Raw genomic sequence first — 14,422 nt, 5'->3', positions numbered from 1 at the left:
TCGGTTCGCGGCTTCTGCCTCTTCCACGTCCTACGATCGAAGGCTAGAGGTTCACTCACCTTGCCTCATCAGGGCAACCGCATCCTTAAAAACGAGCGGTGTAAGTCCTTGATAGCAGGTCGTCGGCAGCACGCCGCCACGGACGGCGGTGTCAGACAATGCAGGAGCCCACTTGTCGAGGGATGCTGCCGTCGAGTGTACACGGATGAAAGATGATTGCTCCTGCATAATCTTCGCTTCCTGCATCCCTGTAGGTCGTATTCACAGCGTACCTGCTACAAGGACTCAGTTCGCTCGCCGGCATCAAAAAATGTGAGTATGCGTTTACCCTGCTTGTCTCACCCGCTCGCTGGCGGTCGTAACCCATAATTTGGTACTGTATCCCTCTTTTTCAAGCAACGGAAATCTCCCCACCCCGATGGCCGACAAACATCGCAAAATCCTGGTGACCAGCGCCCTTCCCTACGCCAATGGTCCGATCCACCTTGGCCACCTGGTGGAATACATCCAGACCGACATCTGGGCGAGATTTCAGCGCCAGCGGGGGCACCAGTGCCTCTACGTGTGTGCCGACGACGCCCACGGCACACCGATCATGCTGCGAGCCCAGAGGGAGGGAATTTCTCCGGAAGAGCTCGTGGCACGCATGAGCCGGGAGCATCAAGAGGATTTCGCCGGCTTCAATATCGGCTTTGACAACTATCACAGCACCCATTCCGACGAGAATCGGGAATGTGCCGAAATCATCTACACACGACTGCGTGACGCCGGGCATATCGAAACCCGCACCATCACCCAGGCATTCGATCCGGTAAAGGAGATGTTCCTGCCGGATCGCTTCATCACGGGGACCTGCCCGCGCTGCGCTGCGAAAGAGCAATACGGCGACTCCTGCGAGGTCTGCGGCGCCACCTATACGCCGACGGAGCTCAAAGATGCCGTTTCGGCCATCTCCGGCGCCAAGCCGATTGAAAAGAAATCGGAACACTTCTTTTTCAAGCTGGCGGATTTCGAAGGCATGCTCCGCTACTGGATCGGCAGCGGACACCTCCAGGAGGCTATCGCCCACAAGCTCGAGGAGTGGTTTGATGCCGGGCTGCAGGACTGGGATATCTCTCGGGACGCCCCCTATTTCGGCTTCGAGATCCCCGACGCGCCGGGCAAATTCTTCTATGTCTGGCTGGATGCGCCGATTGGCTACATGGGATCCTTCAAAAACCTCTGTAGCAAACGTGAGGACCTGGAGTTCGACGACTGGTGGGGTCCCCATGCCAACTGCGAGCTGTACCACTTCATCGGCAAGGATATCGCCTACTTTCACACGCTATTCTGGCCGGCGATGCTGCATGGCGCCGGATTCCGGTTACCAAACGCCGTCTGGTGTCACGGCTTTCTTACTGTAGACGGACAGAAGATGTCCAAATCGCGCGGCACCTTCATCATGGCTCGCAGCTATCTCGACCATCTGAATCCGGAATACCTGCGCTACTACTTCGCGGCCAAACTCAGTGACGGCATCGAGGACCTGGACCTCAGCCTCGAAGATTTCCAGCAGCGGGTCAACTCGGACCTGGTGGGCAAAGTGGTGAATATCGCCAGCCGGTGCGCCGGGTTCATTGCCAAGAGGTTCGATGGGAGACTCTCCGCACATCTGAGCGAGCCGGAACTCTACCGGGATTTCGTCACCGCCGGCGAGTCGATCGCCGCCCACTACGAAGCCCGCGAGTTCAGTCACGCCATGCGTACCATCATGCAGCTAGCGGACCGCGCCAATGAGTACATCGACGACAAAAAGCCGTGGGTGGTGGCCAAGGAGGCGGGACGCGAGCAGGAACTACACGATATCTGCTCTGTCGGCATCAACCTGTTCCGGGTACTGATGAACTACCTCAAGCCGGTGCTACCGGAAACGGCCGGGAAGGCGGAAGCCTTCCTGCACATCAGCCCGCTGACCTGGAACAACTTCGAGACACCACTAGTGAACCACGCCATCGGGAAATTCAAGCCATTGATGACACGGGTGGAAAAGGACAAGGTGGACGCCCTCATCGCGGCTTCGAGAGAGGATCTGGCTGCTGCCCAGCCGACCGAAAAGCCCCGGCCGGCGTCGGGACCTTTGGCCAAGGACCCCATCGCGGAGACGATCACTTTCGACGAATTCGCCAAGGTGGACCTGCGTATCGCGCGGATCGCCAAGGCTGAACCTGTGGAGGGCGCGGACAAACTGCTCCGCCTTACGCTTGACCTGGGAGGCGAGACCCGCAACGTCTTCGCGGGCATCAAGTCCGCCTATCAGCCGGAGGAGCTGGTGGGTTGCCTGACCGTGATGGTGGCCAATCTGGCCCCGCGCAAGATGCGTTTTGGCGTCTCCGAAGGGATGGTGCTGGCCGCGGGGCCGGGCGGTAAAGATCTATTCATCCTGCAACCGGACGACGGCGCCGAACCGGGTATGCGGGTAAAATAGGGAACTCTTGCCCATGCTTGCTTTACTAAACTAGTCAGGTATTGTCATTCCCATATGACTGAATACGCTCTCATCCTGGTCAGCACGGTGCTGGTCAACAACTTCGTCCTGGTGAAATTCCTGGGGCTGTGCCCTTTCATGGGCGTATCCCGGAAGCTCGAAACGGCCACGGGCATGGGGCTCGCCACCACCTTTGTGCTGACCCTCTCCTCCGTGTGCAGCTATTTGGTGAACGAATATTTGCTGGCACCGCTGGGATTGGAGTACCTGCGCACCATCAGCTTCATTCTGGTGATTGCGGTGGTTGTGCAGTTTACCGAGATGGTAGTGCACAAGACCTCACCGCTTCTCTACCAGGTGCTGGGTATTTTTCTGCCGCTTATTACCACCAACTGTGCAGTATTGGGCGTGGCACTGCTGAACACCCAGGCGCAGCACGGTTTCCTGCAATCGGCTGTCTACGGCTTTGGTGCCGCTGCGGGGTTCTCGATGGTGCTGGTACTGTTTGCCGCCATGCGCGAACGCATTGCGGTGGCGGATGTTCCGGTCGCCTTTCGCGGGCCGGCCATTGCCCTGGTTACCGCCGGCCTGATGTCGATGGCATTCATGGGCTTCTCGGGTCTGGTCAAAGGTTGAACTTCGATGAACCACAGGGAATACGGAGAAAAAAAGATGCACCGCCGAGGCGCGGAGGGCGCTGAGAGACGCAGAGAAAAATCAACATATCAGGGAAGCGAAACCTTGGCTTCCTTTCAGCAAACCTCTACGAATCTCCGCGTACTCTGCGTCTCTGCGGTGCAATGCTGGACATGCTGACTGCCATTCTCGCCATCGCCGGTCTCGCCATCGTCTTCGGGCTGCTGCTCGGCTATGCGGCCGTGCGCTTCAAGGTCGAGGAAGACCCGGTGGTGGATCAGATCGATTCCATCCTGCCGCAAACCCAGTGCGGGCAGTGCGGCTATGCCGGCTGTCGCCCCTATGCCGAGGCCATTGCGGCGGGTGAAGCGGAGATCAACCTGTGTCCGCCGGGGGGCGAGAACACCATGCTGGCCCTGGCGGATCTGCTCGGGCGCGACCCGATCGCGCTGGACGAAGAAGGCAAGCCGCAGCCCAAGATGGTTGCGGTCATCGACGAGGATACCTGTATCGGTTGTACCCTGTGCGTGCAGGCGTGCCCGGTGGACGCCATCCTCGGGGCCGCCAAGCAAATGCACACCGTCATCGAAAGCGAGTGTACCGGGTGTGAACTCTGCGTCGATCCGTGCCCGGTCGACTGTATCGAGATGAAGCCGTTGGAGGAGACCATCCAAACCTGGAAGTGGCCCTATCCGGTGGTCGTGGAGCAGCGGAAGCGATGAGCCGCCAGCTGTCGAATTTCCCCGGAGGTCTTCACCTGCCGGGGCATAAAGAGCTGTCGGTCGGTGAGGCCGTTGCTGCGGCCGAAATCCCCAATCGGCTGATCATCCCCCTGCATCAACACATTGGCGCGGCCGCCGAGCCTCTGGTCGAAGCGGGACAGAAGGTACTGAAGGGCGAAATGCTGGCCAAGGCCAAGGGGTTTGTCAGCGCTGCCGTGCACGCCTCCAGCTCCGGGACCATCCTTGCGATCGAAGATCGCCCGGTCGCCCACCCTTCCGGACTGCCGGCCTTGTGCATTGTGCTCGAAACCGACGGTGAGGATGTCTGGTGCGAACGCCATCCGGTCGAGGATTATCACTCTCTCGATCCGAGCGCCCTGCGGAACATCATCCGTGATGCCGGCATCGTCGGTCTGGGTGGAGCGGGATTCCCGGCCTATATCAAACTCAACCCCGGCGCCCGTACCGCCGTTGATACACTGATCCTTAACGGCGCCGAGTGCGAGCCCTACATCACCTGCGACGACCGGTTAATGCGCGAGCGTGCCGACGAAATCATCGCCGGCGCACGCATCATGCGCCACGCCCTGCAGGCGAGCAAAAGCCTGATCGCCATTGAGGATAATAAACCGGAGGCAATCGCCTCCGTACGTGAGGCCCTTGAGCGGCTGGACATCGATGACATCGAGGTCGTTGAAGTCCCCACCCGTTATCCGATGGGCGGAGAGAAGCAGCTCATCAAGGTAGTCACGGGCAAGGAGGTCCCTTCCCAGGGACTGCCTCTGGATATCGGCGTCGTCTGTCACAATGTGGCCACAGCAGCCGCCGTGCACCGATCGGTGGAGTTGGGCGAGCCGCTCATTTCGCGCATTGTCACCCTGACCGGCGGCGTAGAACGCCCGCGCAACCTTGAAGTCCGCATAGGCACCCCGATAGAAGAACTCCTTCCGCAAGCGGGCGGCCTCTCCGCCAATGTCGAGCGCCTCATTGTCGGGGGCCCGATGATGGGCTTTACCCTCCAACATCGCGAGGCGCCGGTCGTCAAGACGGTCAATTGCATTCTCGCCGCCACGCGGGAGATGGACGCCTCCCGCGGCCCGGTCCGCCCCTGCATCCGCTGCGGTGCCTGCGCCGAGGCCTGCCCGGTGAGCTTGCTGCCACAGCAACTCTACTGGTATGCCCGCGCCAAGGATTTCGACAAGGTTCAGGATTACAACCTGTTCGACTGTATCGAATGCGGCTGCTGCGCTTATGTCTGCCCCTCCAATCTGCCGCTGGTGCAATTCTATCGCTTCGCCAAAACCGAGATCTGGTCCCAGGAGCGGGAGAAGAAGGCGTCCGACCTGGCACGCGAGCGCCATGAATTCCGCACCGCCCGCATCGAGCGCGAGAAGGCCGAACGGGCCGCACGTATGGCCAGAAAAAAGGCCGCCGTGAAAGGAGACCAGGGCACGGGCGACAATGCGAAAAAAGATGCCATCAAGGCCGCCATGGAGCGCGCAAAGGCCAAAAAAGAGGGTGCCGGAACCCAACCCAAAAACACCGAGGATCTGACGAAAGAGCAACGACGCAAGCTGGCCGAAGCCAAGGCCCGTCGCGAAAAAGCACTCAAGGACCAGGCACCGAACGGCGCATCCGGCGGAAAAGAGGAAAAATAGCCCCAATGGCCGAGATTAATTCCAGTTCACCCTACGCCCACAATCCTCAAAACGTCACGGGCGTAATGTTGGCGGTAGTCTATGCACTGATTCCGGCGACCCTCGCCTATGTCTGGCTATTCGGGCCGGGCGTGCTGCTCAACATCGGCATCGCCGCGGTGTTCGCCCTGAGCGCTGAGGCCACCATACTCGCCTGGCGAGGCGCACCGGTGCGGCCGGCCCTCAGCGACGGCAGCGCGCTGGTGACCGCCTTGCTCCTGGGGCTCGCTCTGCCACCACTCTCCCCCTGGTGGCTGACAACGGTCGGCATTCTGTTCGCCATCATTATCGCCAAGCAACTTTACGGCGGCCTCGGCTTTAATCCTTTCAACCCTGCCATGGTGGGTTACGTGGCGCTGCTCATCTCCTTTCCGGTCGAGATGACCACCTGGCTGGCGCCGGAGTCGCTGCGTAGCGGCGAGCTCGGCTTCGGCGCCATGCTCAGTTACGTATTCACCGGCAATCTTCCCGTCGGACTCACTCTCGACAGCATTACTGCCGCCACGCCGCTGGACGAGATGAAAACCCAGTTGAGCCTGGGTCAAACGGTCAATGAAATCCGCTCCGCAAGCCCCCTATTTGCCCAATTCGGTGGTACCGGCTGGCAGGTCATCAATGGTCTCTTCCTGCTCGGCGGGCTGTGGCTGCTCGCACGGCGCGTCATCACCTGGCATGCGCCGGTCGGCCTGCTCGGCATGCTGTTTCTGCTGGCGGGCTTCTTCCACTTTTTCGATGCCGGTCAATATCCGGGACCGGTGTTCCATATCGCCAGCGGCGGTGTGTTGCTAGGCGCCTTTTTTATCGCCACCGATCCAACATCCGGCGCCACCAGCAACAAAGGGCGCCTGGTGTTCGGGGCCGGGGCCGGCGCACTGATCTATCTCATCCGCACTTTTGGCGGCTTCCCCGATGCTGTCGCGTTTTCAGTACTGTTGATGAATATGGCCGCACCGACCATCGACTATTACACCCAGCCCCGCGTTTACGGCCATATTCGAAAGGACTGAGCGATGCCGCTAAAGAACATGCTGCTCGGTGCCTTCCTGCTGGGGGTTTTCGCCATTGCGGGAACCGGCCTGGTTGCGCTCACCCATAGCGTGACAGTGGAGCGTATTGCTCAAAACGAGCGGGAAGCACTGCTGAGTTTGCTTCACCAACTGGTTCCTCCCAAACGCCATGACAATGATCTGTTTGAGGATGTCACCTATGTCACGGACCCGCGTCTGGGCACTTCGCGGCCGGTGCCTGTGTATCGGGCACGCCGTGACGGTGAACCGGTGGCTGCGGTTCTTGCTCCCGTTGCCCCGGAAGGCTATGGGGGCAATATTCGGCTTCTCGTGGCTATCAATATCGATGGCACCCTCGCGGGGGTACGGGTTTTGGGCCACCAGGAAACCCCGGGGCTGGGTGACAAAATCGAAGCCGAACGCTCCGACTGGATCCTGCAGTTCGACAGATGCTCCCTGGAGCAACCGCGACCCTCCAACTGGGCGGTAAAGAAAGACGGCGGGGTATTCGATCAGTTCACGGGAGCCACGATTACCCCTCGGGCAGTAGTGAATGCGGTTCACGACACCCTGATCTATTTCCAAAACAACCGCGAGATGCTATTCGAACGGAACAGCGCAGCGGAGGCAGACGAGCAGGAGGAGGACGAGGAGCATGGCTGATAGCGCCTACGGTCAGATCGCCGCCGATGGTTTCTGGAAAAATAACGTCGCGTTCGTACAGATTCTGGGACTCTGCCCGTTGCTGGCGGTTACCTCGACCTTCGTCAACGGTCTCGGACTGGGGCTGGCGACCACACTGGTACTGGTCTCCTCGAACGTCACGGTTTCGCTGATTCGGCATCTGGTTCGACCCGAGGTGCGGATTCCCGTATTCGTTCTGGTCATCGCCTCCTTTGTCACCGCGGTGGAGTTGACCATGAACGCCTGGTTCCACGACCTCTACAAGATTCTCGGCATCTTTATCCCGCTCATCGTCACCAATTGCGCAATCCTCGGCCGCGCCGAGGCGTTCGCCTCCAAAAACGCCGCCGGCCCGGCCCTGGTCGACGGCCTCACCATGGGTTTCGGCTTTACCATGGCCCTGGTCCTGCTCGGTGGCATGCGGGAGATCGTCGGTTCCGGCACCCTCTTTGCCCAAGCCCACCTGATGTTCGGTGAAGGCGCCCGCGACCTGGCCATCACAGTCATTACCGACTACCGGGGTTTTCTGCTCGCCATCCTGCCGCCCGGAGCCTTTATTGGCCTGGGCCTGCTGATCGCCTTGAAAAATGTGGTTGATAAAAAGATTACCGAACGCAGCAAAACAGCTCCCGCACCTGTAGAACCCGCGGCAGAACCCACCGCCTGAGCCGTGGGTCGGCTTCAGCCCAACACCCCTATAAGGCCAAAGGAGAAACACCATGTGGAAAAAGGTCCAAAATTATAACCTCACCTGGCATCACCAGGAGCGCCGGGGCGCCATCCATCTCAAACTGGAAGACGGGAGTGAAGGCATTCTAAATCACCTCTCCAGCCAGGATTTGGGGGCATTCACCGCTCTGCTCCGTGACGAACCGCTGATCTGGTATCACACCATTCGCGGCGACATCACTACCCACTCCGCACCCCAAGACGAAGAGGAGCGGGACTGATTGGAAACAGCAACCGCAAAGACGCAACGAGCACCAAGCCAGGCTACTTAGCTCTCTTTACGTCTCGCGGTAAATTCGTCAAACATTCGGGTCACATCAAAGCCCCATGATCACCCGGGCGATGAGAAAATAGAGCAGCAGGCCGCCGGCATCGACGATCGTGGTAACCACCGGAGCACTCACCACGGCCGGATCAATACCGAGTCGACTGGCGAGCAGGGGCATGCCGGCACCGACGAAGGTGGCTCCGGTACAAATGACAGTAAGAGCCAGGGCGACGGTTGCCGCCAGCGGAAAGCTGAAGACAAAGGCCACGGGGAAGTAGGCCAGCAGCGCAACGGCGGTACCGAGCAATAAACCAACGCGGGTTTCGCGGAAAATCACCTGCATTCCATGCCCTCTGTTCATCTCGCCAGTAGCCATAGCGCGAATCACCGTAGTCGCCGACTGGGCACCACTATTACCACCCACACCAATCAGCAGCGGAATGAACAGGGAGAGCGTGACCACCTGCTCCAGCAGTGGTTCGAACACGTTCAGCACCTGGACCGTGACGGCACCGGCCAGCGCCAGCAGCACCAGCCACAGGAGTCGGGCACGGGTAAGGCCCATGAGCGTGGTGGCGAAATAGGGTCGGTCGAGCGGCTCCCGGGCACCGGCGCGGGCAATATCCTCCTCCTGCTCCCACTGCAGCACATCCATGGCGTCATCGACGGTAATCAGCCCGAGCAGGCGCCCGCTGGCGCTGACCACTGGAAGTGCCAGCAGGTCCGCAACCTGGATCAACCGCGCCACCTGCTCCTGATCAGTGTCCGGTCCCACCGTGGGAACCGAGGCATCCAGCAGTTCGCTGACCGTCCGATCTGCTTCCGCCATGACCAGATCACTTAACATCACCAGTCCGACAAATTGCTCGCCCGGCCCCAGCACCGGCAGTGCGTTGACGGTTTCCACCCCGGCCCCCTCCCTTCGGACCCTGTCCAGAGCCGCCGCCGCGGTCAACGCGGGGTCAAGCGAGAGGTATTCCGGCGTCATGATCCGTCCCGCGGTCTCTTGCGGGAATGAGAGGAGCTTATGGGTGAAGCGCCGCTCCCGGGGGCTCAGTCGGGCGATGAGTGCCCTGCTCACCGGCTCTGGTAGCTGATCCAGCAGCCGGACCCGGTCATCAGGATCAAGATCCTCCATGAACCGGTACACCTGAGCATCCCGCAGGTGCGCAAGGAGCTCTTCCTGCAAGGGCGCCTCAAGCTGCTCGAAGGCAGCTCGTGCCTGCTCCGGCGGCATGCGGGAGATTCGGTCCGCCCGCTCGGGTGGCTCCATGCGCCGTAACGCCTCGGCCTGATCAAATCGATCTACGGGTTCCGTTTTGCTAACCATGCTTTGAACGATGTCCACTTTGATGCCTATAGCCTATCAGCTTGCAGACTCCGCCGATCGGGGATCGCGGAAAACGCGGCTACCATCTTGAAGAGAGCGTCGCCTGTCCTCCTTTACAGTCGCAAGGATTTGCGGTCGCAGGTGCCACACGAAGCGAAAGGACCGCCACCAGATGCAACCCTTTGCACTCCGCGTCCTGATCGGCGCAAGCGTTGTCATCGGGCTCTTGCTGCTCTTGCTGCTGCTGTGGTGGGCAATGGAAGCGCTACTGTTGACCTTTGCCGCCATACTGGCGGCCATCGTCCTGCGCACGTCATCGGATTGGGTGGCCACTCACACCGGAATGGGCGACAAATGGGCCCTCATGCTGGTGCTGGGCGGGGGCCTGTTCATGCTAGCGGGGGTGATGGTTCTGGCGGCGCCTCAAGTTACCGAACAGGCCGCACAATTACAGCAGCGCCTGCCAGAGGCGATTGGGGCCATCCATGAAGCGCTGCGTGAACGCGCCTGGGGAGAATGGCTGCTGGATCTCCTGCCGACGCAAGAGGAGCTGGAAGAGCAGAACGGAATGGGAAAGGTGCTGTGACGAGCCACCGGGCTTGCCTATACAGCCGTTCAGGTCTTCGCCGGCATCGTTATTCTGATCTTCGTTACCATCTACCTGTCGTTCGACCCCCGGCTGTATATCAACGGGATACTGCACCTGGTCCCACTGTCCCGTCGTCCCCGTGCCGCCGAGGTGCTGGCGGCCACCGGGGCGACCCTGCGCTGGTGGCTATTCGGGACCCTCCTCAAGATGATCGCCGTCGGCTTGCTGACTTTCGTTGGCCTGTGGGCCCTGGACGTGCCGTTGGCGATGCTGCTCGCCATTATTGCCGGCCTGCTCGATTTCGTGCCCTACATCGGTCCGATTGTCGCTGCATTGCCGGCTATCCTGATCGGGTTTACCGGGGGCCTTGAGCTGGCATTTTGGGTCGCTGTGGTCTACCTGATCGTGCAGCAGCTGGAGAGCCTCGTGATCTCGCCGGTGATCTACCATCGCACTGTCTATATGCCGCCGGCACTGACCATCCTGGCAGAGGTCATTCTTCTGGCGATGGCCGGAGCGATCGGGCTGATCCTGGCCACGCCACTGATGGCACTGACGATCGTGCTGGTAAAGATGCTTTATGTGGAACAGGTCCTCGGAGATCGAGGAATCCCCCGCTCCCAGGTACCCCTCGCTGACAGCGAAGCACTGTATCCGGGTGGCGAAAAAGATGGAGAGGATTCGACGCAGCATGGCAAGGAGTGAACAGGGGGCGTTGGGCACGTCCTGCATGAAACCGGGGCAGTCGCACGATTTTACATTTATGATGACACCTCGCTTTCTGACCGACCCGATCCCCGATGAACCGCGAAAAACGTACCGAGATATTCCGTCGCCTGCGGGACAACGACCCCAGCCCCACGACCGAACTGAACTACTCCACCCCCTTCGAGCTGCTGATTGCCGTCATTCTGTCGGCCCAGGCCACCGACCGCGGCGTCAACAGGGCCACGGCCAAACTGTTTGCCGTGGCCAACACACCCGGCGCCATCCTCGAGCTGGGGGAAGAGGGGCTGAAGGAGTACATCAAGACCATTGGCCTGTTCAATTCCAAGGCTGCCAACATCATTAAGACCTGCCGGGCTTTGGTGGAGAAACACGGCGGCGAGGTGCCGGACAACCGCGACGCCCTCGAAGCGCTCCGCGGCGTCGGCCGCAAGACCGCCAATGTGGTGCTCAATACCGCTTTTGGTGAACCCACCATTGCGGTGGATACACACATCTTTCGCGTATCCAACCGCACCGGCATCGCCACCGGAAAGAACGTTCTGGAAGTGGAAAAGCGCCTGCTGCGCCTGGTCCCCAAAGAGTTCCTGCACGACGCCCACCACTGGCTCATCCTTCACGGCCGTTACGTCTGCGTTGCCCGCAAACCTCGCTGCGGAGCCTGCCTCATCGAAGACCTCTGCGAATACAAACACAAGACCGAGGACTGAAAATTCGAACCGCAAAGGCGCAAAGAACACTAAACCTGCACCGCAGAGGCGCAGAGTACGCGGAGTTTCGCAGGGAAAAATCGAAGGGCTGCTTCGATAGGAGCGGCGCTCACCGCGATTGCATATCGCCGACGGTGAAAGCAACTGACCATTATTTCAAGGAACTCTGCGCCCCTCTGCGCTCTCCGCGTCTCTGCGGTGCAGATTCTTTTCTTTAGACCGAGGACTAGACACCCCCGATTGCACCGCAGAGGCGCAGAGTACGCGGAGATTCGCATGGAGAATCGAAAGGCTGCTTGGTAGGAGCGGCGCTCGCCGCGATTGCATATCGCCGACGGTGAAAGCAGCTGAACATAATTCAAAGATCTCTGCGCCCCTTTGCGCTCTTTGCGCCTTTGCGGTGAAATTTCTTTTTTCTTTACGGCTTTGCGGTTAACTTCCGCACCATGATTTTCGGAAACGACAGAAACACGATGCGGGCCGCCTACCGGGAGGCGTGGCAAAAACGGCGTGAGGGAGCTCCCCTGGAGCCGCTGGAGGCGCAGATCGTAGCGGTGGTGGAAATGCACCCGGAGTATCAGAAAGCGCTGGAGAGCGCCGGTGTGCTGGAGCGCGATTACACGCCCGAAAGCGGCGAGTCCAACCCCTTCCTGCACATGGGCATGCACCTGGCCATCCATGAGCAGATCAGTACCGACCGGCCCGAGGGTATCGCCCGGCTGTACAAAAAGGCGCTAAAGAAAGTGGGAGACATCCATGAGGCGGAACATCGCCTGATGGAGTGCCTGGGGCAAATGCTCTGGTCCGCCCACCGCCACGGCAGTGAACCCGACGAACGTGCCTACCTCGACTGCATCCGGCGGGTGGCCAAGGGTAAGTAAACGTCAACAGCTGTTGCACCGCAGAGGCGCGTAGGATGGGGTGAGTACAACGAACCCCATCAAGCCACAAGAATCGAATTCAGAGGGAAGCCAGACGGCGCTCGCGCTCACCCTTTCAAAAACCCTGCGTTCCTCTGCGCTCTCCGCGTCTCTGCGGTGAGATATCGCCGTTACTTCTTGCCGATCAACTCGATGGCATAGCCGTCGGGGTCTTCCACGAAGGCGATAATGGTGGTGCCGGCATGCATGGGGCCGGGTTCGCGCAGGATCTTGCCGCCACGCTCCCGGATCGCCTCGGCCGCCTGATAGACATCCTCCACCTCCAGGGCGATGTGGCCGTACCCGTCGCCGAGGTCGTAATGATCGACGCCCCAGTTGTAGGTGAATTCGATAACCGCCTGCTCCGACTCCTCCCCGTAGCCAACGAACGCAAGGGTGAACTCCCCCTCCGGATACTCCTTTTGCCGGAGGAGCTTCATCCCGAGCACGTTGGTGTAGAAATCGATGGAGCGAGTGAGATCGCCTACCCGTAGCATGGTGTGCAAAATCCGCATCAGAACCTCCAAAAGCGATTTACCGCAAAGGACGCCAAGAGCGCAAAGAACAACTGACAGATTCACCGCAGAGGCACAGAGTACGCGGAGGACCGCAGAGGAAATAAACCGGGCTACGGTTCCGTTAACTGTAATCCTCTGCGAATCTCAGCGCACTCCGCGTCTCCGCGGTCCAAATCATTTCTTTGGCGGTTAGAAATGCAGTTTAGCCGCGTTTACGGGCTGCGATGCGCAGGCGCAGGGCGTTCAGCTTGATGAAGCCTTCGGCGTCTTTCTGATCGTAGGCGCCGGCATCATCCTCGAAGGTGGCGATGCTCTCGTCGAACAGTGAGTCGCTGTCGGACTGGCGGCCGGCAATGATGACGTTGCCCTTGTAAAGCTTGACGCGAACCTTGCCGTTGACGTTTTCCTGCGAGGCATCGATCATCTTCTGCATCATCTGCCGCTCCGGACTCCACCAATAACCGTTGTAGATGATCTCGGCATACTTGGGCATGAGTTCATCTTTCAGGTGCGCCACTTCACGGTCGAGGGTCAGGGACTCCATGGCCCGATGGGCACGCAACATGATTGCTCCGGCGGGGGTTTCGTAGCAGCCGCGGGACTTCATGCCGACGTAGCGGTTCTCGACCAGATCATCCCGCCCGATGCCGTTCTCGCCGCCCACCTTATTGAGGGACTCCATTACCTGGGCGGGTGTCATCGGCTTGCCATCGATGGCGACGATATCACCCTTCTCGTAGGTCAACTCCAGCAAGGTTGGCTTGTCCGGTGCTGCCTCCGGTGCGACTGTCCAGCGCCACATTTCCTCTTCCGGTTCGGCCCACGGGTCCTCCAGGATGCCGCCCTCGTAGGAGATGTGCATCAGGTTGGCGTCCATGGAATAGGGGGACTTCCTGCCCTTTTTGAAGTCTACCGGAATGCCGTGCTCCTCGGCGTAGGCCATCAGCTTTTCACGCGAGAGCAGGTCCCATTCCCGCCAGGGTGCAATCACCTTCACATCCGGCTTCAGCGCATAGGCGCCCAGTTCGAAACGCACCTGGTCGTTACCCTTGCCCGTCGCGCCGTGAGAGATCGCATCGGCCCCGGTCTCGTTGGCAATCTCCACCAGGCGTTTGGCGATCAACGGCCGCGCGATGGAGGTACCAAGCCGATACTCACCCTCGTAGATAGCATTGGCCCGGAACATCGGGAAGACGTAATCGCGCGCAAACTCCTCACGCAGGTCCTCGATGTAGATCTCCTTGACGCCCATGGCCTGGGCCTTGGCGCGTGCCGGTTCGACCTCCTCGCCCTGACCGATATCGGCGGTAAAGGTCACCACCTCGCAATGGTAGGTATCCTCGAGCCATTTGAGGATAATGGAGGTATCGAGGCCGCCGGAATAGGCAAGCACGACTTTCTTGATCTCGGACATGGGGACTC

At 60.0% G+C, this 14,422-nt stretch carries 14 protein-coding genes and 1 pseudogene; 12 read left to right on the top strand and 3 right to left on the bottom strand.

The window, feature by feature from the left end; translation table 11 throughout:
* The first annotated feature begins 418 nt into the window (after positions 1 to 418).
* The 8 genes from metG (at position 419) to Q7L05_RS00950 (ending at position 8,160) form a co-directional block, all read left to right on the top strand.
* Positions 419 to 2,464: a methionine--tRNA ligase gene (metG, locus tag Q7L05_RS00985; RefSeq protein WP_303900945.1), complete on the top strand. Its 2,046-nt coding sequence runs from the start codon at positions 419 to 421 to the stop codon at positions 2,462 to 2,464.
* A 54-nt stretch (positions 2,465 to 2,518) separates the two neighbouring features.
* Complete coding sequence (gene rsxA, locus Q7L05_RS00980; RefSeq protein WP_092997239.1) at positions 2,519 to 3,100, top strand: electron transport complex subunit RsxA; 582 nt, start codon at positions 2,519 to 2,521, stop codon at positions 3,098 to 3,100.
* A gap of 173 nt (positions 3,101 to 3,273) precedes the next feature.
* On the top strand, positions 3,274 to 3,822 hold the full coding sequence (rsxB, locus tag Q7L05_RS00975) for an electron transport complex subunit RsxB (protein WP_317623073.1): 549 nt from the start codon (positions 3,274 to 3,276) through the stop codon (positions 3,820 to 3,822).
* Entirely contained in the window at positions 3,819 to 5,480 is a 1,662-nt protein-coding gene (gene rsxC, locus Q7L05_RS00970) for an electron transport complex subunit RsxC (protein WP_303900944.1), read from the top strand. Before rsxB ends, rsxC begins: the two co-directional genes overlap by 4 nt.
* A gap of 5 nt (positions 5,481 to 5,485) precedes the next feature.
* Complete coding sequence (gene rsxD / locus Q7L05_RS00965) at positions 5,486 to 6,526, top strand: electron transport complex subunit RsxD (protein ID WP_303900943.1); 1,041 nt, start codon at positions 5,486 to 5,488, stop codon at positions 6,524 to 6,526.
* Positions 6,527 to 6,529: 3 nt separating this feature from the next.
* The gene (gene rsxG, locus Q7L05_RS00960; protein ID WP_303900942.1) at positions 6,530 to 7,189 is read left to right on the top strand and encodes an electron transport complex subunit RsxG; all 660 of its coding nucleotides are present in this window, start codon (positions 6,530 to 6,532) and stop codon (positions 7,187 to 7,189) included.
* Positions 7,182 to 7,877, top strand: coding sequence for an electron transport complex subunit E (locus Q7L05_RS00955; protein WP_303900941.1), 696 nt, complete (start codon positions 7,182 to 7,184; stop codon positions 7,875 to 7,877). Before rsxG ends, Q7L05_RS00955 begins: the two co-directional genes overlap by 8 nt.
* A 52-nt stretch (positions 7,878 to 7,929) precedes the next feature.
* On the top strand, positions 7,930 to 8,160 hold the full coding sequence (locus tag Q7L05_RS00950; protein WP_303900940.1) for a hypothetical protein: 231 nt from the start codon (positions 7,930 to 7,932) through the stop codon (positions 8,158 to 8,160).
* 96 nt (positions 8,161 to 8,256) lie between these two features.
* Here the strand turns inward: Q7L05_RS00950 and mgtE are convergent, their stop codons facing one another.
* Positions 8,257 to 9,537, bottom strand: a complete 1,281-nt coding sequence (gene mgtE, locus Q7L05_RS00945) for a magnesium transporter (protein WP_303900939.1) — start codon at positions 9,535 to 9,537, stop codon at positions 8,257 to 8,259.
* Positions 9,538 to 9,709: 172 nt separating this feature from the next.
* Here mgtE and Q7L05_RS00940 point away from each other — a divergent pair, with 172 nt between their 5' ends.
* The 4 genes and pseudogenes from Q7L05_RS00940 (at position 9,710) to Q7L05_RS00925 (ending at position 12,443) form a co-directional block, all read left to right on the top strand.
* Complete coding sequence (locus Q7L05_RS00940; RefSeq protein WP_303900938.1) at positions 9,710 to 10,123, top strand: hypothetical protein; 414 nt, start codon at positions 9,710 to 9,712, stop codon at positions 10,121 to 10,123.
* A gap of 18 nt (positions 10,124 to 10,141) precedes the next feature.
* Positions 10,142 to 10,831, top strand: a pseudogene (locus Q7L05_RS00935) (AI-2E family transporter); the annotation flags it as partial.
* Between the two features lie 95 nt (positions 10,832 to 10,926).
* Positions 10,927 to 11,562 (top strand): endonuclease III, encoded by a 636-nt coding sequence (nth, locus tag Q7L05_RS00930; protein ID WP_303900937.1) that lies wholly within the window; start codon positions 10,927 to 10,929, stop codon positions 11,560 to 11,562.
* 446 nt (positions 11,563 to 12,008) lie between these two features.
* Positions 12,009 to 12,443 carry a DUF1841 family protein gene (locus Q7L05_RS00925; protein WP_303900936.1) on the top strand — a complete coding sequence of 145 codons (435 nt, stop codon included), beginning with the start codon at positions 12,009 to 12,011 and terminating at the stop codon, positions 12,441 to 12,443.
* Between the two features lie 170 nt (positions 12,444 to 12,613).
* Here Q7L05_RS00925 and gloA read toward each other — a convergent pair whose 3' ends face one another.
* Both gloA and Q7L05_RS00915 read right to left on the bottom strand, forming a co-directional pair.
* A complete protein-coding gene (gene gloA / locus Q7L05_RS00920) occupies positions 12,614 to 12,997 on the bottom strand; it encodes a lactoylglutathione lyase (protein WP_303900935.1) in 384 nt (127 codons plus the stop codon).
* Between the two features lie 205 nt (positions 12,998 to 13,202).
* Complete coding sequence (locus Q7L05_RS00915; protein ID WP_303900934.1) at positions 13,203 to 14,414, bottom strand: argininosuccinate synthase; 1,212 nt, start codon at positions 14,412 to 14,414, stop codon at positions 13,203 to 13,205.
* Between the last annotated feature and the right edge of the window lie 8 nt (positions 14,415 to 14,422).

The sequence above is a fragment of the Thiohalomonas denitrificans genome (assembly GCF_016841685.1).
In the GTDB taxonomy this organism is placed as follows: Bacteria; Pseudomonadota; Gammaproteobacteria; order Thiohalomonadales; family Thiohalomonadaceae; genus Thiohalomonas; species Thiohalomonas denitrificans_A.
Note: the sequence above shows the minus strand (reverse complement) of the source record. Positions and strands in the feature narration are given on the sequence as shown.

What these genes read in the sequence shown, in the direction of transcription:
- mgtE (WP_303900939.1), bottom strand. Translation starts at nt 9,537, where the DNA reads ATGGTTAGCAAAACGGAACCCGTAGATCGATTTGATCAGGCCGAGGCG.
- Q7L05_RS00925 (WP_303900936.1), top strand. Translation starts at nt 12,009, where the DNA reads ATGATTTTCGGAAACGACAGAAACACGATGCGGGCCGCCTACCGGGAG.
- Q7L05_RS00950 (WP_303900940.1), top strand. Translation starts at nt 7,930, where the DNA reads ATGTGGAAAAAGGTCCAAAATTATAACCTCACCTGGCATCACCAGGAG.
- nth (WP_303900937.1), top strand. Translation starts at nt 10,927, where the DNA reads ATGAACCGCGAAAAACGTACCGAGATATTCCGTCGCCTGCGGGACAAC.
- rsxD (WP_303900943.1), top strand. Translation starts at nt 5,486, where the DNA reads ATGGCCGAGATTAATTCCAGTTCACCCTACGCCCACAATCCTCAAAAC.
- rsxC (WP_303900944.1), top strand. Translation starts at nt 3,819, where the DNA reads ATGAGCCGCCAGCTGTCGAATTTCCCCGGAGGTCTTCACCTGCCGGGG.
- Q7L05_RS00915 (WP_303900934.1), bottom strand. Translation starts at nt 14,414, where the DNA reads ATGTCCGAGATCAAGAAAGTCGTGCTTGCCTATTCCGGCGGCCTCGAT.
- rsxG (WP_303900942.1), top strand. Translation starts at nt 6,530, where the DNA reads ATGCCGCTAAAGAACATGCTGCTCGGTGCCTTCCTGCTGGGGGTTTTC.
- gloA (WP_303900935.1), bottom strand. Translation starts at nt 12,997, where the DNA reads ATGCGGATTTTGCACACCATGCTACGGGTAGGCGATCTCACTCGCTCC.
- rsxB (WP_317623073.1), top strand. Translation starts at nt 3,274, where the DNA reads ATGCTGACTGCCATTCTCGCCATCGCCGGTCTCGCCATCGTCTTCGGG.
- Q7L05_RS00940 (WP_303900938.1), top strand. Translation starts at nt 9,710, where the DNA reads ATGCAACCCTTTGCACTCCGCGTCCTGATCGGCGCAAGCGTTGTCATC.
- rsxA (WP_092997239.1), top strand. Translation starts at nt 2,519, where the DNA reads ATGACTGAATACGCTCTCATCCTGGTCAGCACGGTGCTGGTCAACAAC.
- metG (WP_303900945.1), top strand. Translation starts at nt 419, where the DNA reads ATGGCCGACAAACATCGCAAAATCCTGGTGACCAGCGCCCTTCCCTAC.
- Q7L05_RS00955 (WP_303900941.1), top strand. Translation starts at nt 7,182, where the DNA reads ATGGCTGATAGCGCCTACGGTCAGATCGCCGCCGATGGTTTCTGGAAA.